Origin of the sequence: Rathayibacter sp. AY1B5, assembly GCF_002932795.1 — a bacterium.
Lineage (GTDB): Bacteria > Actinomycetota > Actinomycetes > Actinomycetales > Microbacteriaceae > Rathayibacter.
In genome coordinates this window covers 397,987-416,452 of the sequence record NZ_PSWM01000001.1, presented here as the reverse complement: position 1 = coordinate 416,452, position 18,466 = coordinate 397,987, and the positions used below count along the sequence as shown (strand labels likewise).

The following is an 18,466-nucleotide window of genomic DNA, read 5'->3' as shown; positions in this document are numbered from 1 at the left end:
TCAGCCGGCCAGGCCGGAGACCCCGGCCGAGAGGTTGCCCACGATGGTGAAGACGCCCGACACCAGGCCGAGGATCCCGGTGACGAGTCCGGCCGTCGCGAGCCCGCGACCGCCTCCGACGACCGGAGCGGCCGCCCGGCCCTTCGCCGAGAAGACGATGGCGAGGATCGAGGGGATCAGCAGCGGATTGATCAGCAGGCTCAGGACGCCGAGCACGAGGCTCGCGATCGCCATCGGGTTGCGGCCCGCCGCGGAGGACGGAGCGGACGGGTAGGCGTACAGCTCCTGCTCCGGAGCGCCCTCGGGCGTGCCGTAGGCGGGAGCGGGTGCCGAGGAGGACGGGCGGGACCGGTCGGTCCACGCCGCACCGTCCCAGTAGAGCTCCGAACCGAGGTCGGCCGGGTGCGGATACCACCCGGGCGCGGGCAGCGGAGCGGAGTCGTCGGGCATGGGGCGAGTCTAGAGCGGCGCCGATCAGCTCTTCGGCTGCTCGATGCCGAGCGCGTTCCCGTCGGGATCGAGGATCCAGGCCGCCCAGACGCTGCCGCGGTCGGCCACGCCGTTCTCGGTGCGCAGCTCGTCGCTGTCGTAGTCCTCCGGAGCGACGCCCCGGGCCGCCAGCGCGTCCAGCTCGGCCCGCAGGTCGGCCACGCGCCAGGCCGCCTTGGTCTGCTCGTCCTTCGAGCCCGTGGTGCTGGCGGTGACAGTGAGCCGCGTGCCGCCGCAGGAGTAGGCGATCGCCGACTCGCTCTCCTCGAGGACCTCCAGTCCCAGGGAGCCGGCGTAGAAGGCGCGGGAGGCGGCGAGGTCGCGGGAGAGCAGAACAGGGCCGATGGGGGAGTCGGAGAGCACGGTGCGTCCTTTCGTCGGTGGTCCTCCAGTCGACGCCTGTCGCGGCCGGGCGCGGAAGGGGTTGCCACCGGGCGGACGAGAGGGAGAGGGCGCGGCAGAATGGCCTCGGCCGCGCCCGCCGCGCGACCGGGAGGAGCCGTCATGAGCTGGACCATCGACGAGGTGGCGTGGACCCACCCGGACGCCGAGCGTCTGCGCGACGCCCAGCGCCGCGAGCTCGACGAGCGCTACGGCAGCGACGACCACGAGCCCGGCACCCCGCCCTCGGCCGACGACGTGCCCGTCTTCCTCCTCGCCCGCGACGCGAGCGGCACGGCCGTGGCCTGCGGCGGGCTGCGACCTCTCGACGACGACGTCCTCGGACCGGGCGCCATCGAGGTGAAGCGGATGTTCGCCGACCGCGCCGCCCGCGGCACCGGAGCGGCCACGGCCGTCCTGCGCGCCCTCGAGGAGCGGGCCGCCGCCCTGGGCACGACGCGCCTGGTGCTGGAGACCGGGACGCTCCAGCCCGATGCGATGCGGTTCTACCTCCGGGAGGGCTACCACGCCATCCCGCCGTTCGGCGCCTACATCGGGTCCGAGCACTCGGTCTGCTACGCCCGCGACCTCGCTCCCGGCGCCTGAGGATCAGCGGCGCAGGGTCTCCACCGGGTACTCGCCGAAACGGCGGTGGTACGCCCCCGAGAAGCGGCCCTGGTTGAGGAAGCCCCAGCGCGCGGAGACGGCGCGCACGGTCTCCTCGCCCGGAGCACCCTCGCGCAGCTCGACGCGCGCCCGGTCGAGGCGCACGCCGCGCAGGTAGCCGAGCGGAGTGTCGTCGAAGTGCCGCCGGAACGCGGCCTGCAGAGCGCGCGGGGTCAGTCCCGCCGCCGCAGCGATGTCGGCCACGGTGATCGGCGACGCGGCGAACGCGTGCAGGAACTCCGCCGCCCGCAGGAGGTGCTCGAGCCCCGGGCGCAGCACCTGCGCCGGCACCACGACCGGCCGGTGCGCGAAGGTCGCGAGCAGGTGCAGAGCGACACCGCGCTCGGCCGCCACGAGCTGCAGCGCGGTCGCCTCTCGGCCCGACCGCAGGACGCCCGCGAAGTCGTCGACCGCCCGCCACCAGCCCGGCAGCGCCGAGGCGGAGGCGATCGAGCGGTGGTCGAAGACGAGCGGCAGCGGCACGCCGTCGCCTGACTCGGACGCGACCTGCTCGAGGAGGCCGGCGGCCACGTGCACGAGCCGCTGCTGGAAGTCGCGGGAGACGAACTCGAACGGACGCGCGCTCGGGAACACGACCGGCCACCCCGGCCGGTGGACGATCCGATCGCCCTCCGGGTCCATAACGCTCGTGCCCGAGAGGAACCACGAGACGATGTACTCGCCCTCCGGCCGCAGCCCCCCGGACACGGAGCCGCGGAACACGGACGTCCGCAGGCTCACGCCCTCGCTCCCGGAGACGTCGTAGCGGAAGGAGAAGGGCCGCTCGACCGTCTCCGTCCGGAATCCCGACCCGCCGTAGCCGTCGCTGTAGAAGCGCCGCGCCTCCTCCAGGTCGGCCCCGGATCGCGTGAAGCGCTGCAGAGCAGGACCGGCACCCATCGGACCAGGATGCCACCTGGACGGATTGCGCACCGGTCGCCCCCGCGCCCCTGTCCGGGGCACGTGCTGTCGGCAGGGTGACGGGGTCGGACGACTCGGACGGAGACCATGGAGATCAGCGCACGCAGACTCGCGGCACGGGACGCGGTGGCCGTCGTCGCCGTCCTCGCCGCACTCGAGGGGGCGCTCGCCGTGGACTCCCTGCCGCCCGGCCTGGAGGAGGTCCTCCTGCACCAGCTGGAGCGCAGCTCGCTCGTGCTCCCCGGCGCCGACCGGGACGAGCTCGCCTCCGCTCTGCGCGCGCTCGACGCCCGCGTGCGCGACGCGCTCGGGTAGGGGCCGCCGCCGACTACAGTCGAGGGGTCAACCGAGCCCGAGGAGTGCCCGCACGTGTCTCACGAACCGTCGAATCCCGCAGAGAACGAGTCCCACCCGGTCGTCACCGAGGCGGGCACGGGATTCACGCACTTCACCGACCGGGCCGTGGTCGCGATCCGCGTCAACGGCGAGCTCAAGGACCTCGCCGCCGACGTCGTGCCGGGCGACCGCATCGAGCCGGTGCTCATCTCCTCGCCGGACGGGCTGAACATCCTCCGCCACTCCGCGGCTCACGTGCTCGCGCAGGCGGTGCAGCAGATCAACCCGGAGGCGAAGCTGGGCATCGGCCCGCCCGTCACCGACGGCTTCTACTACGACTTCGACGTCGAGGAGCCCTTCACGCCCGAGGCGATGAAGGCGCTCGAGAAGGCGATGGACCGCATCGTGCGCCAGGGCCAGCGGTTCGTGCGCCGCGTCGTGTCCGAGGAGGAGGCGCGTGCCGAGCTCGCCGGCGAGCCCTACAAGCTCGAGCTGATCGGGATCAAGGGCGGCGGCGCCGAGGACGAGAGCGTCGAGGTCGGCGGCGCCGAGCTCACCATCTACGACAACGTCGACCCGCGCTCCGGAGAGACGGTCTGGAAGGACCTCTGCCGCGGCCCGCACCTGCCCAACACCCGCATGATCGGCAACGGCTACGCCCTGACCCGGAACGCGGCCGCCTACTGGCGCGGCTCGGAGAAGAACCCGCAGCTGCAGCGCGTCTACGGGACCGCGTGGCCCACGAAGGACGAGCTGCGCGAGCACCAGGCCCGCCTCGAGGAGGCGGCGCGCCGCGACCACCGCAAGCTCGGCCACGAGCTCGACCTGTTCTCCTTCCCGGACGAGATCGGCTCCGGCCTCGCGGTCTTCCACCCCAAGGGCGGGATCATCCGCTACGAGATCGAGCAGTACATGCGCGAGCAGCTGCTCGCGCACGACTACGAGCTCGTCTACACGCCGCACATCACCAAGGGCGACCTGTTCCTCACGAGCGGGCACCTGCAGTGGTACTCCGAGGGGATGTTCCCCCCGATGCACCTCGACGAGCTGCAGGACGAGGACGGCAACGTCACCCGTCAGGGGCAGGACTACTACCTCAAGCCCATGAACTGCCCGTTCCACAACCTGATCTTCCGCTCGCGCGGCCGGAGCTACCGCGAGCTCCCGCTGCGCCTGGCCGAGTTCGGCACGGTGTACCGCTACGAGAAGAGCGGCACCCTGCAGGGCCTCACCCGCGTGCGCGGTCTCACCCAGGACGACGCCCACATCTACGTCGCGCAGGAGGACGTGTCGGCCGAGCTGACCCGCAACCTCGAGTTCGTGCTCCAGGTGCTGCGCGACTACGGCCTCGACGACTTCTACCTCGAGCTGTCCACGAACGAGGAGGGCAACCCGAAGTTCGTCGGTGCGCCCGAGCAGTGGGAGGAGGCGATCGAGTCGCTGCGCGCGGTCGCCGTCGCCTCCGGTCTCGAGCTGGTGCCGGATCCGGGTGGAGCGGCGTTCTACGGGCCGAAGATCTCGGTGCAGGCACGCGACGCCATCGGCCGCACCTGGCAGATGTCGACCATCCAGCTCGACTTCAACCAGCCCGAGCGGTTCGAGCTCGAGTACACGGCCTCGGACGGCTCGAAGAAGCGGCCCGTCATGATCCACCGCGCGCTCTTCGGCTCCATCGAGCGCTTCTTCGCCATCCTCACGGAGCACTACGCCGGGGCGTTCCCGGTCTGGCTGTCGCCGGTCCAGGTCGTGGGCATCCCGATCGCCGACGAGTACCTGCCCTACCTCGAGGAGGTCGTCGGCGAGCTCAAGCGCTCGGGCATCCGCGCCGAGATCGACTACTCCAGCGACCGGATGCAGAAGAAGATCCGCAACGCCACGCTGCAGAAGGTGCCGTTCCAGATGATCGTGGGGGAGAAGGACCGCGACGCCGGAGCCGTCAGCTTCCGCTTCCGCGACGGCACGCAGGAGAACGGGATCCCGGTCGCCGACGCCGTCGCACGCATCCGCGAGGCCGTCGCCTCGAAGGCGCAGGTCTGAGCGTGGGCGACGGCTCGGACGGCGTCGTGCCCGAGGGAGCGGAGGGCTCGGCGCACCTCGCCGGGGTGCCCGACGAGTTCCAGCGCCTGTGGACCCCGCACCGGATGGTCTACATCCAGAAGGGGCAGCCCGGAGCCGACGACTGCCCCTTCTGCGTGGCGCCGACGCTGAGCGACGAGGAGGCCCTCATCGTCGCGCGCGGGGAGCACGCCTACGTCCTGCTCAACCTGTTCCCGTACAACTCCGGCCACCTCCTGGTCTGCCCGTACCGGCACATCCCGCTCTACGACGAGGCCACTCCCGAGGAAGTGGCCGAGATCGGAGCGCTCACGCAGACGGCGATGCGCGTCGTCCGCTCGGTCTCCCGCAACGACGGCTTCAACCTCGGGATGAACCAGGGCGCGGTCGCGGGAGCGGGGATCGCCGCGCACCTGCACCAGCACGTGGTCCCGCGCTGGGCGACCGACGCGAACTTCTTCCCGATCATCGCCCGCACGAAGGCCCTTCCGCAGCTGCTCGGCGACGTGCGGGCGAGCCTCGCGGCGGCCTGGCCGAGCCTCTAGACCGCCGCCCGGCCCCCTGTCCAGCGCCGCGGGCGGCGGGCGCCGTCTCGTAGACTCGGAGCTGCCGTCGGCGGAAGTCGCCGCACAGAACAGGACTCGCGAACATGACCGACACCACTACTCCGTCCTCGTCCGCTCCCGAGCAGTTCGGCTCGAGCCGCGTCAAGCGCGGTCTCGCCGAGATGCTCAAGGGCGGCGTCATCATGGACGTCGTCAACGCCGAGCAGGCCCGCATCGCGGAGGACGCCGGTGCGGTCGCCGTGATGGCGCTCGAGCGCGTCCCCGCCGACATCCGCTCGCAGGGCGGCGTCGCGCGCATGAGCGACCCCGACCTGATCGACGGCATCGTCTCCGCCGTGTCGATCCCCGTCATGGCGAAGGCGCGCATCGGCCACTTCGTCGAGGCGCAGATCCTCCAGGAGCTCGGCGTCGACTACATCGACGAATCCGAGGTCCTGTCGCCCGCCGACTACGTGAACCACATCGACAAGTGGAACTTCACCGTCCCCTTCGTCTGCGGAGCGACCAACTTGGGCGAGGCGCTGCGCCGCATCACCGAGGGCGCCGCGATGATCCGCTCGAAGGGCGAGGCCGGCACCGGCGACGTCTCCGAGGCGACCAAGCACATCCGCACGATCTCCGGCGAGGTCAACCGCCTGAAGGCGATGACCAAGGACGAGCTCTACGTCGCGGCCAAGGAGCTGCAGGCCCCCTACGACCTGGTCGTCGAGATCGCCCGGACCGGCAAGCTCCCCGTCGTCCTCTTCACCGCTGGCGGGGTCGCGACCCCGGCCGACGCGGCGCTGATGATGCAGCTGGGCGCCGACGGCGTGTTCGTCGGCTCCGGCGTCTTCAAGTCGGGCGAGCCCGCCAAGCGCGCGGCCGCGATCGTGAAGGCGACCACCTTCTTCGACGACGCGAAGGTCGTCGCGGAGGCCTCGCGCGGTCTGGGCGAGGCGATGGTCGGCATCAACGTGGCCGACGTGCCCGCGCCGCACCGCCTCGCCGAGCGTGGCTGGTAGCGCCGACGCGCCGCTCGCCGGCGCTGGACTGACGCGGGAGTCGCTCGAGGGGCTCCGCGTCGGCGTCCTCGCGCTGCAGGGCGACTTCCGCGAGCACGCGCACGTCCTGCGCGAGCTGGGCGCCGAGGTGGTGCTGGTGCGCCGCCCGGAGGAGCTCGCCACCGTCGCGGGTCTGGTCATCCCGGGTGGCGAGTCCACAGTGATGGACAAGCTGTCGCGCCTCTTCGGGCTCGCGGGGCCGGTCGTCGAGGCGATCAGTGCGGGGATGCCCGTCTACGGCACCTGCGCCGGGCTGATCATGCTGGCCGACCGGGTCCTCGACCGCATCGACGGCCAGAGCAGCTTCGGCGGCCTGGACGTGTCGGTCCGGAGGAACGCGTTCGGCAACCAGCTCGACTCCTTCGAGACCGATCTCGACGTGCCGGCGATCGGCGGTCCGCCGGTGCACGCGGTCTTCATCCGCGCACCGGTCGTGGAGGAGCTGGGGGAGCGGGCGACCGCTCTCGCCAGCGTCGCCGACGGGCGGGTCGTCGCGGTCGAGCAGGGCAACCTCCTCGGGACGGCCTTCCACCCCGAGATCACCGGCGACTACCGCTTCCACGAGCTGTTCCTGCGGAAGGTCGCGGCGACGCGCTTCGGCGACTGAGCCGTCGCCGTCCCGTCCGCCAGGGGTGGACGGTGCGGGAACCGCGGGCCAGGGTGGTCGCATGCCCGAACTCCCCGAGGTCCAGGCCCTCGCGCTCGATCTCGACGCCCGCCTGGGCGGACGAGTCCTGGAGCGGCTCGACGTGTTCGCGATCTCCGCCCTCAAGACCGTGGCCATCCCGCCGTCGGCCCTGTCCGGCGAGACCGTCCACGGAGTGTCGCGGCACGGCAAGTTCCTCGACATCGCCGTCGGCGAGGCCCACGTCCTCCTGCACCTCGCCCGCGCCGGCTGGGTCCGGTGGCGGCCCGAGCGGCCGACAGCGCCGGTGAAGCCCGGCCGGGGCCCGCTCGCCGCGCGACTGGTCCTCGACGACGGGTCGGGGTTCGACGTCACGGAGGCCGGCACCAAGAAGAGCCTCGCGCTGTCGATCGTCGCCGATCCGCTCGACGTCCCGGGCGTCGCCAGACTGGGCCCCGATCCGCTGGACCCGGAGTTCACCGAGGAGATCCTCGGCGCGATCCTCGCTACGGCGGGCCGGGCGCAGCTGCAGGGCGTCCTCCGCGACCAGTCCCGCATCGCGGGCATCGGCAACGCCTACTCCGACGAGATCCTCCATGTGGCGCGCATGTCGCCGTTCAAGCCCGCCGCGCTCACCGCCGACGAGCTGGACCGCCTCTCCGCGGCGCTGCGCTACACCCTCGAGGAGGCGCTCGCCCGCGCCGAGGGCCTGCACGCGGCCGACCTCAAGCGCGAGAAGAAGCTCGGCATGCGCGTCCACGGCCGCACAGGAGAGGCCTGCCCCGTCTGCGGCGACACGATCCGCCAGGTGATCTACCACGACTCCACGCTCCAGTACTGCCCCACCTGCCAGACCGGCGGCAAGGTCCTCGCCGATCGCGTCCTCTCGCGGCTGCTCAAATAGCGAGCCGGTCCCCGCCCGGCTCGCCGCGGTCGGCTTCCTGGGGTGGCGGGCTGGGTGGAGCGGGAAGCGTCCGCCTACAGCGATCCGCTGGCACGCGGATCGCCGGTTCGGCGGTGCTTGTGGCGAGCCGGTCCCCGCCCGGCTCGCCGCGGTCGGCTTCCTGGGGTGGCGGGCTGGGTGGAGCGGGTCGCGTCCGCCTACAGCGATCCGCTGGCACGCGGATCGCCGGTTCGGCGGTGCTTGTGGCGAGCCGGTCCCTGCCCGGCTCGCCGCGGTCGGCTTCCGGGGGTGGCGGGCTGGGTGGAGCGGGAAGCGTCCGCCTACAGCGATCCGCTGGCACGCGGATCGTGCGTTCGGCGGTGCTTGCGGCGTGCCGGTCCCCGCCGTCTCGCCGCGGTCGGCTTCCGGGGGTGGCGGGGCGGGTGGAGCGGGTCGCGTCCGCCTCGCGCGATCCGCCGGCACGCGGATCGCTGGTTCGGCGGTGCAGCGGCTCGACGGGAGGGCGAGAGCTCGTCGGCGGGGGTGAACGGCTCGGCGGTCTCGCCGAGCCGGGCGGAGACCGGCACGTGTGCGAGGCGGACCGGCGATCCGCGTGCCAGCGGATCGACGTAGCCGGACGCTTCCCGCTCCACCTGCGCGACCACCTCGTCGGGCCGACCGCGGAGAGCCGGGCGGGGACCGGCTCGTGTGCGAGGCGGACCGGCGATCCGCGTGCCAGCGGATCGACGTAGCCGGACGCTTCCCGCTCCACCTGCGCGACCACTTCGTCGGGCCGACCGCGGAGAGCCGGGCGGGGACCGGCTCTCGAATAGACTGGCCCCTGCCATCAGCGGCGCCCTCGGGGGCCGCACGCAACGAGATTTCCGAGGGAGCACCGTGTCCGGGCATTCCAAGTGGGCCACGACCAAGCACCAGAAGGCGATCAAGGACTCGCGCCGCGCGAAGTCCTTCGCCAAGCTGATCAAGAACATCGAGGTGGCCGCCAAGACCGGCGGCGCCGACCTCTCCGGCAACCCGACGCTCGTCGACGCCGTGCAGAAGGCGAAGAAGACCTCGGTGCCGAACGACAACATCGACCGCGCGATCAAGCGCGGCGCCGGTCTCACCGGCGAGGTCATCGACTACACGACGATCATGTACGAGGCGTACGGCCCCAACGGCATCGCCCTGCTCGTCGAGTGCCTCACCGACAACAAGAACCGCGCCGCGGCGGACGTCCGCACTGCGATGACCCGCAACGGCGGCACCATGGCCGACCCGGGCAGCGTCGCCTACAACTTCGCGCGCAAGGGCGTCATCTCCGTGCCCCACGGCGAGAGCGTCACCGAGGACGACGTGCTCGGCGCGGTCCTCGACTTCGGCGTCGACGACGTCCTCGACCACGGCGAGAGCTTCGAGGTCCGCGTCGAGCCGAGCGAGCTCGTCCCGGCCCGCTCCGCGCTGCAGGACGCGGGCATCGACTACGACTCCGCCGACATCGAGTTCGTCGCCTCCCTCCAGGTCGAGGCCGACGCTGAGACGGCCCGCAAGGTCTTCCGCCTGATCGATGCGCTCGAGGACTCGGACGACGTGCAGAACGTCTACACCAACCTCGACATCACGGCCGAGGTGCGTGCCGAGCTCGAGAACGAGGAGTGACGCGGTGAGCCCGGCCCGATCCCGGAGGGCGGCCTGATGCGCGTCCTCGGGATCGACCCCGGGCTCACCCGCTGCGGCGTCGGCATCGTCGACGTCTCGCGCGACCGCCGCGCGACCCTCGTGCACGTGACGGTGCTCCGCACGCCGCCGGACGACGCGCTGGAGCGCCGCCTGCTGGCCCTGGGCGACGGGCTCGAGGCGCTGCTCGACGAGCACCGCCCCGACGCCGTCGCGATCGAGCGGGTCTTCGCGCAGAACAACGTCAGCACCGTCATGGGCATCGCGCAGATCAGCGGCGTCGCCCTCGTCGCGGCGGCCCGGCGCGGGCTCCCGGTCGGGATGCACACGCCGAGCGAGGTGAAGGCCGCCGTCACCGGCTACGGAGCCGCGGACAAGCGTCAGGTCACGGCGATGATCCAGCGCGTCCTCCGGCTCGACGCCCCCCCGCGGCCGGCCGACGCGGCCGACGCCCTCGCCCTGGCCGTCTGCCACGCCTGGCGGACCCCGCTCGCGCCGACCTCCGGGTCGGCGGGAGCCGGTGCCGACGGGGCGACGGGCGGCACAGCAGCACAGCGTGCGTGGCGCGCCGCCGAGGCCGCGAGTCGAACGCCTGTTCGAGCATCTAGACTGACTCGGTGATCTCCTCTCTCCGCGGCACCGTCCTCTCCGCCCGCGGGAGCCTCGCCGTCCTCGACGTCCACGGCGTCGGCTACGCGGTGAACGTGACCCCGCAGCACGCGCTCGAGATGCGCGTCGGCGACGAGACGACGGTCAGCACCGTGCTCGTCGTCCGCGAGGACTCGCTCACCCTCTACGGCTTCCCCGACGAGGAGCAGCTCGAGATCTTCGAGCTGCTGATCGGCGTGACCGGCGTCGGCCCCAAGTCCGCCCTCGGCGTGCTCGGTGCGGTCGAGCCGGACCGGATCGCGCAGGCGGTCGCCGACGAGGACGACGGGGTGTTCCGGAAGGTCAGCGGCATCGGCCCGAAGACGGCCAAGCTGATCATCCTCTCGCTCGCCGGCAAGGTGACCGTGCGGCCGCGCGCCGCCCGCGGCTCCGGTCCCGCCGCCACCGCCGCGCAGAACGTGCTCGCGGCGCTCGTCGGCCTCGGCTGGCCCGAGCGCACCGCGGCCGACGTGGTCGATGAGATCCTGCTCGACGCGCAGGCCTCCGACGCCGCGAACGTGCAGGCGCTGCTGCGGCTCGCTCTCGCCCGCCTCGGACCGGCGGCCCGCTCGTGAGCGACGAGGTGCTGGGCGCCGAGGTCGCCTCGGAGGCCGAGGTCGCCTTCGAGGGTGCCCTGCGCCCCAGGAATCTCAGTGAGTTCGTCGGCCAGCGCAAGGTGCGCGGCCAGCTCGAGCTGCTGCTCAAGGCCGCGGCCATGCAGGGCCGGACGCCCGACCACATCCTGCTGGCGGGCCCGCCCGGGCTCGGCAAGACGACCCTCGCGATGATCGTGGCGGAGGAGAGCTCCTCGCCCCTGCGGCTCTCCAGCGGCCCCGCGATCCAGCACGCGGGCGACCTCGCCGCCGTACTGTCCTCGCTGCTGCCCGGCGAGATCCTCTTCATCGACGAGATCCACCGCATGGCGCGCTCCGCGGAGGAGATGCTCTACCTCGCGATGGAGGACTTCCGGATCGACATCATGGTCGGCAAGGGGGCGGGAGCGACGTCCGTCCCGCTGGATCTCGCCCCGTTCACGCTCGTCGGCGCCACGACCCGCTCCGGCCTGCTGCCCAACCCGCTCCGCGACCGCTTCGGCTTCACCGCGCACCTCGAGTTCTACGTGGAGGACGAGCTGCGGCAGGTCCTCGCCCGGGCGGCACGGCTGCTCGAGCTCGACATCGACGCGGACGCGATCGCCGAGATCGCCGGCCGCTGCCGCGGCACCCCGCGCATCGCCAACCGCCTGCTCCGGCGGGTGCGGGACTTCGCCCTGGTCCACGGCGGCCGTGCCGACGTGATCGCCGTCCGCGCGGCGCTGGAGCTCTACGACGTGGACGCGCTCGGACTCGACCGCCTCGACCGCGCCGTGATGGAGATCGTGCTGACCCGTTTCGACGGTGGGCCGGTCGGTCTGAACACCCTCGCCGTGTCGGTGGGGGAGGAGGCCGAGACGGTCGAGGCCGTCGTCGAGCCGTTCCTCGTGCGGATCGGCCTGCTGACGCGGACGCCGCGCGGCCGGGTGGCGACCCCGGCCGCCTACCGCCACTTCGGCATCGACCCCCGGGGGACGGCGGCTCAGCCGCCCCTGTTCCCCGATGATCTATGATTCTCTAGGCCCGACGGGCCGCTCGATCCGCTCCGCCTCGACCTGAGGCCGCGCGGCGGATCGCCCATCCACTCCGGAAGGCCCACCCATGGATCCGACGATCATCCTGCTCGTCCTGCTGCTCGCCGTGATGATCATCTTCATGTTCCGCAACAACAAGAAGCGCCAGCGCGACGCGGAGAGCATGAAGAACAACCTCCAGCCGGGGGTGGAGCTGATGACCGGCTCCGGCCTCTTCGGCACCGTCGTGTCGATCGACGACGAGGCGAACAAGATCGTCATCGAGTCGACCCCCGGCACGCTGCTGACCATCCACCGTCAGGCGATCGCCCGCCTCATCGACCCGAGCGAGAACGCCGTCGTCGTCGAGGCCGAGGACGAGGCCGACCCGCTGAGCGCGACCGGCTCGCCCGAGTTCGGCGAGCGCGACTCCGCCCACCGCGACCCGCTGGTGGACCCGGTGGAGCGCGACCGCCGTCCCGACGCGCAGTAGTCTCCTGGGCGGGCCGGGCGCATCGACGCCCGCCCGCCCTTCTCCACGCCCGGGCGAACCCGGGACGATCACCGTCGACCGAAGAGAAAGCTGAGCCCTGGGTGGCCGCATCAACCCCCGTCCGGAAGGCCCGCCGCTCCCTGAGCTGGCTCGGTGTCCTGATCCTCGCTCTCGTCGGACTCAACACGGCGGCCGTCCTCTGGGGCGGCGGCTCCTGGACGCCGAAGCTCGCTCTCGACCTCGAGGGCGGCACGCAGATCGTCCTGCAGCCGCAGCTCAACGACGGCGACACCGTCTCGTCGGAGCAGCTGACGCAGGCCGTCTCGATCATCCGCCAGCGCATCGACGCGTCCGGCGTCTCCGAGGCCGAGATCACGACCCAGGGCTCGAGCAACATCGTCGTCTCGATCCCGGGCACGCCGGACGACGAGACCCTCCAGCGCATCGAGGCGTCGGCGAAGCTCGACTTCCGCCCCGTCCTCGTCGCGAGCCAGGCCACCAACAGCTCGGTCGGGGGCGACGCGACGTCCTCGCCCACTCCGACGCCCGTGGATCCGTCCCTCTCGACGGAGCCGACCACCTCGCCGACGAACGCGAGCGACCTCGCCTACCTCACTCCGGCTCTCGAGGCGCAGTACACCGCCTTCGACTGCGCCTTCCTCAGCGGCCAGGACCCGAACCTCGCGCCGGCCGACCAGCCGCTCATCACCTGTGACGACAGCGGGACCGTCAAGTACGTCCTCGGCCCGGTGGAGATCACCGGCGAGGACATCTCGGACGCCTCGAACGGCCTGATGACGACCTCCTCCGGCGCCAGCACCGGCACCTGGGCCGTCAACCTCTCGTTCGACGACCAGGGCACGCAGGCCTTCGGCGACGTGACCTCGCGCCTCGTGGCGCTGCAGGGTGCGCAGAACCAGTTCGCGATCGTGCTCGACGGCCGGGTCATCTCGGCCCCGTCGACGAACGCCGCGATCACCGACGGCAACGCGCAGATCTCGGGCTCCTTCACCCAGGAGTCGTCGAAGTCGCTCGCCGACCAGCTCAAGTACGGCGCGCTGCCGATCGGCTTCCAGGTGCAGAGCTCCGACAGCATCTCGGCGACGCTCGGCTCCGCTCAGCTCGCCAGCGGCCTGCTCGCCGGCCTCATCGGCCTGATCCTCGTCATCGTCTACTCCATCGCGCAGTACCGCGTGCTCGGAGCCGTCACGATCGCCTCGCTGCTCGTCGCGGCGATCGTCACCTATCTCGTCGTCACGCTGCTGTCCTGGCGGGAGGGACTGCGCCTCTCGCTCGCGGGGGTCGCGGGTCTGATCGTCGCGATCGGCATCACGGCCGACTCGTTCATCGTGTACTTCGAGCGCATCCGCGACGAGCTGCGCGACGGGCGCGGCCTCGAGTCCGCCGTCGAGTCCGGCTGGCGGCGCGCTCTGCGCACGATCTTCGCGTCCGACATGGTGAACCTGCTCGCCGCGGTGGTGCTCTTCCTCCTCGCCGTCGGCAGCGTCCGCGGCTTCGCGCTCACCCTCGGGATCACGACGATCATCGACCTGATCGTGGTGGCTCTGTTCACCCACCCGATCCTGCAGCTGATGGCCACCAGACCGTTCTTCGCCGAGGGGCACAAGGCCTCGGGCCTGGATCCCCGGGCGCTCGGAGCGGTCTACCGCGGCCGTGCGGCCTTCCGTCCGCAGGACCAGGTGGTCGCCGGCAAGCGCGCCTCCGCGTCCCGCGAGGCGGCCAAGCGCCAGACCATCGCCGAGCGGAAGGCCGCCGAGGCGGCCGGCCTGCGCGACTCCAACGACTCGAACGGGAAGGACGCGTGATGGCCAGCTTCTCGCAGTTCGGAAACGACCTCTACACCGGTGCGCGATCGATCGACTTCGTCGGCCGGCGCCGCACGTGGTACCTCGTCTCGCTCGCCCTGATCCTGATCACGCTGCTCGGGACCGTCGCCCGCGGCGGCTTCAACTTCGGCATCGAGTTCACCGGCGGCTCGCAGTTCACGGTGTCCTCACCGGCGAGCCTGGAGCAGGCGACGGCCACGGACGCCGTCACCACCGTCGCGCCGGAGACCGTTCCGCGCGTGTCGATCGTCGGCGACGACTCCATCCGCGTGCAGACCGGACAGCTCTCGACCGACGAGTCGACCGCGGTCAAGAACGCTCTGTCGGAGGCGTACGACGTCCCCGCCGACCAGGTCGCCTCCTCCTTCATCGGAGCGGCGTGGGGCAACGACGTGACCCAGCAGGCCCTGCGCGGCCTGGTGATCTTCGTCGTCCTCGCGGCCCTGGCCATGTGGGCGTACTTCCGGACGTGGAAGATGTCGCTCGCCGCGATCGTCGCGCTCCTTCACGACCTGGTGATCGTCGCGGGCGTCTACGGCATCACCGGCACCGAGGTCTCGCCGGCGGCGGTGATCGGACTGCTGACGATCCTCGGCTACTCGCTCTACGACACCGTCGTGGTCTTCGACAAGATCCGCGAGAACACGGCGGAGGCTCTCGGCAGCACGACCCGCACCTTCTCCGAGACGGTGAACCTGGCCGAGAACCAGACCCTGGTGCGCTCGATCAACACCTCGATCGTCGCCGCCCTCCCGGTGGCCGCGATCCTCGTGATCGGAGCGTTCGTCCTCGGCGCGGGCACCCTCCGCGACATCTCGCTCGCCCTGCTGATCGGCATCATCGTCGGCACCTACTCGACGATCTTCGTCGCGGCGCCGCTGTACGCGCAGCTGCGCAGCCGGGAGAGCGAGATCGCGAAGCACGACAAGCGCGTGGAGTCGGCCCGGGCGAAGGCGACCGCTCCGGCGGCGCCGGCCGTCCAGGGCTGAGCCGTGGCCGACTACGCCCAGGTCACCGCGGCCGACGCCGTCGGACTCGTCCAGCGCGACGAGGTCTGGCTGCTCGACGTCCGCGAGCCGCACGAATGGGCGGCGGGGCACGCTCCTGCCGCCCACCACATCCCGATGGGGGAGATCGGCGCCCGGCAGGACGAGCTCCCGGCCGATACGGCGATCCTGGTGGTCTGCCACTCCGGAGTCCGCTCCGCGATGGTGACGCAGGCCCTCGACGGCGCCGGCTACGAGGTCGCCAACGTCGACGCCGGCATGACCGCCTGGGCCGCGGCGGGCGGCGACGTGGTCGACGGCGAGGGGCGTCCGGGACGCATCGGCTGACGCCGGTACCGTCCGCCCCGGGCGGAACGGTCATCGGCATCGTCCGCACGGGCGATAATGGGGCGATGGAGATCCTCGCGTGACGGAAACGACGACGACGTCCTCGACCGCTGCCCTGCGCAGACTGGTCCCGCGGATCTTCTCGCGTGCGCAGCCCTCCGGCGCCGTCGACACCCTCGTCCGCACCGTCCGGATGCACCACCCCAAGAGCGACATCGCGCTCATCGAGCGCGCGTACTCGGTCGCCGAGCGGGCGCACGCGAACCAGAAGCGCCGCAGCGGTGAGCCGTACATCACGCATCCGCTGGCCGTCGCGCAGATCCTCGCCGATCTCGGCATCGGCTCGAAGACGATCGCGGCCGCGCTGCTGCACGACACCGTCGAGGACACCGACTACCAGCTCGACGAGCTCCGCGCGGACTTCGGCGACGAGGTCGCGATGCTCGTCGACGGCGTCACCAAGCTCGACAAGGTCAAGTACGGCGACAGCGCGCAGGCCGAGACCGTCCGCAAGATGATCGTGGCGATGTCGAAGGACATCCGCGTCCTGATCATCAAGCTCGCCGACCGCCTCCACAACGCGCGGACCTGGGGCTTCGTCCCCGCCGAGTCCGCGGCCCGCAAGGCCACTGAGACCCTCGAGATCTACGCGCCGCTGGCGCACCGCCTCGGCATCCAGGCCATCAAGTGGGAGCTCGAGGACCTGTCCTTCGCGGTGCTCTACCCCAAGATCTACAACGAGATCGAGAGCCTGGTGAAGCGGCGGACGCCGCAGCGCGAGGAGTTCGTGCAGAACGTCATCGACCTGATCAGCGAGGACCTGCGGGCCGGGCGGATCCGCGGTCGCGTCGTCGGCCGGCCGAAGCAGTACTACTCGATCTACCAGAAGATGGTCGTCCGCGGTCGCGATTTCGACGAGATCTACGACCTGGTCGGCATCCGCGTCCTCGTGAACTCGGTGCGCGACTGCTACGCCGTGCTCGGCTCGATCCACGCCCGCTGGACGCCGATGCCGGGCCGGTTCAAGGACTACATCGCCACTCCGAAGTTCAACCTCTACCAGTCGCTGCACACGACGGTGGTCGGGCCGAAGGGCCGTGCGGTCGAGATCCAGATCCGCACCAACGAGATGCACCAGCACGCGGAGTTCGGCATCGCGGCGCACTGGAAGTACAAGGAGCAGATGGCCACCGGCAAGGTGCCCACCTCCGGATCGAACGACACCGACCTCGCCTGGCTCGCGCACCTCTCGGACTGGCAGTCGGAGACCACCGACCCGAACGAGTTCCTCGACTCCCTCCGCTTCGAGATCGGCGCCAAGGAGGTCTACGTCTTCACCCCGAAGGGACGCGTGATCGGCCTGCCGACCGGCGCGACCCCGGTCGACTTCGCCTACGCGGTGCACACCGAGGTCGGGCACCGGACGATGGGCGCCAAGGTCAACGGGCGCCTCGTGCCGCTGGAGTCCGCTCTGACGACGGGCGACGTGGTCGAGGTCTTCACCTCGAAGAACCCCGACTCGGGACCGAGCCAGGACTGGCTCCACTTCGTCCAGAGCCCGCGGGCCCGCAACAAGATCCGCCAGTGGTTCACCAAGGAGCGGCGCGACGAGGCGATCGAGCAGGGCAAGGACTCCATCGCCCGGGCGATGCGGAAGCAGAACCTCCCGCTGCAGAAGCTGATGAGCCAGGACACCTTCACCGAGGTGGCCAGCCAGCTGCGCTACAACGACGTCGAGGCGCTCTACGCGGCCGTCGGCGAGGGCCACGTCTCGACACAGTCGGTGCTCGAGAAGGTCGTCTCCTCCATCCAGGGCGATCCGGAGTCGGACGAGAACGAGGTCACCCTCCCGCGCTCGCCCCGGCCGCGGAGCCGGAGCAGCGAGTCGGGCGTCCTCGTGAAGGGCGCGCCGGACATCCTGGTCAAGCTCGCGAAGTGCTGCACCCCGGTTCCGGGCGACCAGATCGTCGGATTCGTGACGCGGGGAGCCGGCGTCTCCGTGCACCAGGCGAACTGCCACAACGTGCAGGAGCTGCTGAAGGAGCCGGAGCGGATCGTCGACGTCGAGTGGGCACCGTCCTCCAAGAGCATCTTCCTCGTGCAGATCCAGGTCGAGGCGCTGGACCGCTCGGGCCTGCTGAGCGACGTGACGCGCGTGCTCTCGGAGCACCACGTCAACATCCTCTCGGCGACGGTCTCGACCTCGAGCGACCGGCTGGCGATCAGCCGGTTCGTCTTCGAGATGGGCGACACGACCCACCTGGACCGCGTGCTGAACGCCGTGCGCCGGATCGACGCCGTCTACGACGTCTACCGGGTCAACGGGGGCTGATCTCCGGGCGGCGTCTCGTCGAGTGCCGCCCGCAGCCGTCGTCCGACGATCCTCCGTCCGGCGACGGCGCTGCCCTCCTCGAGTCTCGCGACGACGGCGGCCAGCCCGGTCCGGGTGCTGCGCGAGAGCGCCCGGAGGATCGAGCCCGCGTCCTCCGTCCGGGCGAGGTCGATCAGCGTTCGGGCAGGCGACGTGACCGGCGTCCCGCCGAGGAGGACGACGTCGTCCTCGTCGAGCAGCACTTCATGGCAGCGCAGGCGGGGGTTCGACGGCACCTGTCGGCGCTTCCGCCGGTCGATGGAGGCGCTGTGCACCGGCGGCGGGTCGTGCGTCGCTCCGTGCACCCAGGCGGCGGAGAGACGATCGGCGACGGCGCCGCGGGGGAGCAGCGAGCGCAGGGAGGCTGCCCGCTCGGACGCCCCCAGGGGCAGGTCCGCGACGAGGAAGCCCTCGTCGAGCGCGACCAGCTCGCCGTCGAGGCGTGCGGCGCACAGCTCTGCGAGGGGGAGATGCCCGGGGAGGAGGACGGAGGGGAGGCGCATCCGGCCATGCTGGCCGATGCGCCTC

At 71.6% G+C, this 18,466-nt stretch carries 20 protein-coding genes; 16 read left to right on the top strand and 4 right to left on the bottom strand.

The window, feature by feature from the left end; all coding sequences use genetic code 11:
- Both C5D44_RS01920 and C5D44_RS17855 read right to left on the bottom strand, forming a co-directional pair.
- Positions 1 to 450, bottom strand: coding sequence for a DUF2510 domain-containing protein (locus tag C5D44_RS01920; protein ID WP_104280663.1), 450 nt, complete (start codon positions 448 to 450; stop codon positions 1 to 3).
- A 24-nt stretch (positions 451 to 474) separates the two neighbouring features.
- The gene (locus C5D44_RS17855) at positions 475 to 852 is read right to left on the bottom strand and encodes a VOC family protein (protein ID WP_104256165.1); all 378 of its coding nucleotides are present in this window, start codon (positions 850 to 852) and stop codon (positions 475 to 477) included.
- A 141-nt stretch (positions 853 to 993) separates the two neighbouring features.
- Here C5D44_RS17855 and C5D44_RS01910 point away from each other — a divergent pair, with 141 nt between their 5' ends.
- Positions 994 to 1,476, top strand: a complete 483-nt coding sequence (locus C5D44_RS01910; protein ID WP_104280691.1) for a GNAT family N-acetyltransferase — start codon at positions 994 to 996, stop codon at positions 1,474 to 1,476.
- A 3-nt stretch (positions 1,477 to 1,479) separates the two neighbouring features.
- On the opposite strand, the gene C5D44_RS18245 is transcribed toward C5D44_RS01910, so the two are convergent.
- Positions 1,480 to 2,436 carry an AraC family transcriptional regulator gene (locus C5D44_RS18245; protein WP_219815315.1) on the bottom strand — a complete coding sequence of 319 codons (957 nt, stop codon included), beginning with the start codon at positions 2,434 to 2,436 and terminating at the stop codon, positions 1,480 to 1,482.
- A gap of 108 nt (positions 2,437 to 2,544) precedes the next feature.
- Between C5D44_RS18245 and C5D44_RS01900 the strand changes: the two genes are divergently transcribed.
- From C5D44_RS01900 to C5D44_RS01825, 15 genes are all read left to right on the top strand, one after another.
- A complete protein-coding gene (locus tag C5D44_RS01900) occupies positions 2,545 to 2,772 on the top strand; it encodes a hypothetical protein (protein ID WP_104261680.1) in 228 nt (75 codons plus the stop codon).
- A gap of 147 nt (positions 2,773 to 2,919) precedes the next feature.
- On the top strand, positions 2,920 to 4,830 hold the full coding sequence (thrS, locus tag C5D44_RS01895; protein WP_244230674.1) for a threonine--tRNA ligase: 1,911 nt from the start codon (positions 2,920 to 2,922) through the stop codon (positions 4,828 to 4,830).
- 2 nt (positions 4,831 to 4,832) lie between these two features.
- Positions 4,833 to 5,393: an HIT domain-containing protein gene (locus C5D44_RS01890; protein WP_308471628.1), complete on the top strand. Its 561-nt coding sequence runs from the start codon at positions 4,833 to 4,835 to the stop codon at positions 5,391 to 5,393.
- Positions 5,394 to 5,497: 104 nt separating this feature from the next.
- On the top strand, positions 5,498 to 6,415 hold the full coding sequence (pdxS, locus tag C5D44_RS01885; RefSeq protein WP_104276412.1) for a pyridoxal 5'-phosphate synthase lyase subunit PdxS: 918 nt from the start codon (positions 5,498 to 5,500) through the stop codon (positions 6,413 to 6,415).
- A gap of 28 nt (positions 6,416 to 6,443) precedes the next feature.
- The gene (gene pdxT, locus C5D44_RS01880) at positions 6,444 to 7,061 is read left to right on the top strand and encodes a pyridoxal 5'-phosphate synthase glutaminase subunit PdxT (RefSeq protein ID WP_104280689.1); all 618 of its coding nucleotides are present in this window, start codon (positions 6,444 to 6,446) and stop codon (positions 7,059 to 7,061) included.
- Between the two features lie 61 nt (positions 7,062 to 7,122).
- Positions 7,123 to 7,983 (top strand): DNA-formamidopyrimidine glycosylase family protein, encoded by an 861-nt coding sequence (locus C5D44_RS01875; RefSeq protein ID WP_104280662.1) that lies wholly within the window; start codon positions 7,123 to 7,125, stop codon positions 7,981 to 7,983.
- 876 nt (positions 7,984 to 8,859) lie between these two features.
- On the top strand, positions 8,860 to 9,621 hold the full coding sequence (locus C5D44_RS01865) for a YebC/PmpR family DNA-binding transcriptional regulator (RefSeq protein ID WP_104277664.1): 762 nt from the start codon (positions 8,860 to 8,862) through the stop codon (positions 9,619 to 9,621).
- A 36-nt stretch (positions 9,622 to 9,657) separates the two neighbouring features.
- Positions 9,658 to 10,260: a crossover junction endodeoxyribonuclease RuvC gene (gene ruvC, locus C5D44_RS01860; protein ID WP_104277665.1), complete on the top strand. Its 603-nt coding sequence runs from the start codon at positions 9,658 to 9,660 to the stop codon at positions 10,258 to 10,260.
- Complete coding sequence (ruvA, locus tag C5D44_RS01855) at positions 10,257 to 10,862, top strand: Holliday junction branch migration protein RuvA (protein ID WP_104225337.1); 606 nt, start codon at positions 10,257 to 10,259, stop codon at positions 10,860 to 10,862. Before ruvC ends, ruvA begins: the two co-directional genes overlap by 4 nt.
- Positions 10,859 to 11,893: a Holliday junction branch migration DNA helicase RuvB gene (gene ruvB, locus C5D44_RS01850; RefSeq protein WP_104280660.1), complete on the top strand. Its 1,035-nt coding sequence runs from the start codon at positions 10,859 to 10,861 to the stop codon at positions 11,891 to 11,893. Before ruvA ends, ruvB begins: the two co-directional genes overlap by 4 nt.
- A gap of 88 nt (positions 11,894 to 11,981) precedes the next feature.
- Entirely contained in the window at positions 11,982 to 12,386 is a 405-nt protein-coding gene (yajC, locus tag C5D44_RS01845) for a preprotein translocase subunit YajC (RefSeq protein ID WP_104280659.1), read from the top strand.
- Positions 12,387 to 12,487: 101 nt separating this feature from the next.
- Positions 12,488 to 14,212 carry a protein translocase subunit SecD gene (gene secD / locus C5D44_RS01840; RefSeq protein ID WP_104280658.1) on the top strand — a complete coding sequence of 575 codons (1,725 nt, stop codon included), beginning with the start codon at positions 12,488 to 12,490 and terminating at the stop codon, positions 14,210 to 14,212.
- A complete protein-coding gene (secF, locus tag C5D44_RS01835) occupies positions 14,212 to 15,222 on the top strand; it encodes a protein translocase subunit SecF (RefSeq protein WP_104280657.1) in 1,011 nt (336 codons plus the stop codon). The genes secD and secF overlap by 1 nt, the downstream gene beginning before the upstream one ends.
- 3 nt (positions 15,223 to 15,225) lie before the next feature.
- On the top strand, positions 15,226 to 15,567 hold the full coding sequence (locus C5D44_RS01830; protein WP_104277670.1) for a rhodanese-like domain-containing protein: 342 nt from the start codon (positions 15,226 to 15,228) through the stop codon (positions 15,565 to 15,567).
- Positions 15,568 to 15,646: 79 nt separating this feature from the next.
- Positions 15,647 to 17,899: a bifunctional (p)ppGpp synthetase/guanosine-3',5'-bis(diphosphate) 3'-pyrophosphohydrolase gene (locus tag C5D44_RS01825; protein ID WP_104280656.1), complete on the top strand. Its 2,253-nt coding sequence runs from the start codon at positions 15,647 to 15,649 to the stop codon at positions 17,897 to 17,899.
- Here C5D44_RS01825 and C5D44_RS01820 read toward each other — a convergent pair.
- Positions 17,878 to 18,441, bottom strand: a complete 564-nt coding sequence (locus C5D44_RS01820) for a type IV toxin-antitoxin system AbiEi family antitoxin (RefSeq protein WP_104277671.1) — start codon at positions 18,439 to 18,441, stop codon at positions 17,878 to 17,880. The genes C5D44_RS01825 and C5D44_RS01820 overlap by 22 nt on opposite strands.
- Between the last annotated feature and the right edge of the window lie 25 nt (positions 18,442 to 18,466).

Bases quoted from the DNA above. Each gene is read 5' to 3' on its own strand.
- C5D44_RS01920 (WP_104280663.1), bottom strand. From the start codon at position 450: ATGCCCGACGACTCCGCTCCGCTGCCCGCGCCCGGGTGGTATCCGCAC.
- C5D44_RS01900 (WP_104261680.1), top strand. From the start codon at position 2,545: ATGGAGATCAGCGCACGCAGACTCGCGGCACGGGACGCGGTGGCCGTC.
- pdxS (WP_104276412.1), top strand. From the start codon at position 5,498: ATGACCGACACCACTACTCCGTCCTCGTCCGCTCCCGAGCAGTTCGGC.
- yajC (WP_104280659.1), top strand. From the start codon at position 11,982: ATGGATCCGACGATCATCCTGCTCGTCCTGCTGCTCGCCGTGATGATC.
- secF (WP_104280657.1), top strand. From the start codon at position 14,212: ATGGCCAGCTTCTCGCAGTTCGGAAACGACCTCTACACCGGTGCGCGA.
- C5D44_RS01820 (WP_104277671.1), bottom strand. From the start codon at position 18,441: ATGCGCCTCCCCTCCGTCCTCCTCCCCGGGCATCTCCCCCTCGCAGAG.
- C5D44_RS01875 (WP_104280662.1), top strand. From the start codon at position 7,123: ATGCCCGAACTCCCCGAGGTCCAGGCCCTCGCGCTCGATCTCGACGCC.
- ruvC (WP_104277665.1), top strand. From the start codon at position 9,658: ATGCGCGTCCTCGGGATCGACCCCGGGCTCACCCGCTGCGGCGTCGGC.
- C5D44_RS01910 (WP_104280691.1), top strand. From the start codon at position 994: ATGAGCTGGACCATCGACGAGGTGGCGTGGACCCACCCGGACGCCGAG.
- C5D44_RS18245 (WP_219815315.1), bottom strand. From the start codon at position 2,436: ATGGGTGCCGGTCCTGCTCTGCAGCGCTTCACGCGATCCGGGGCCGAC.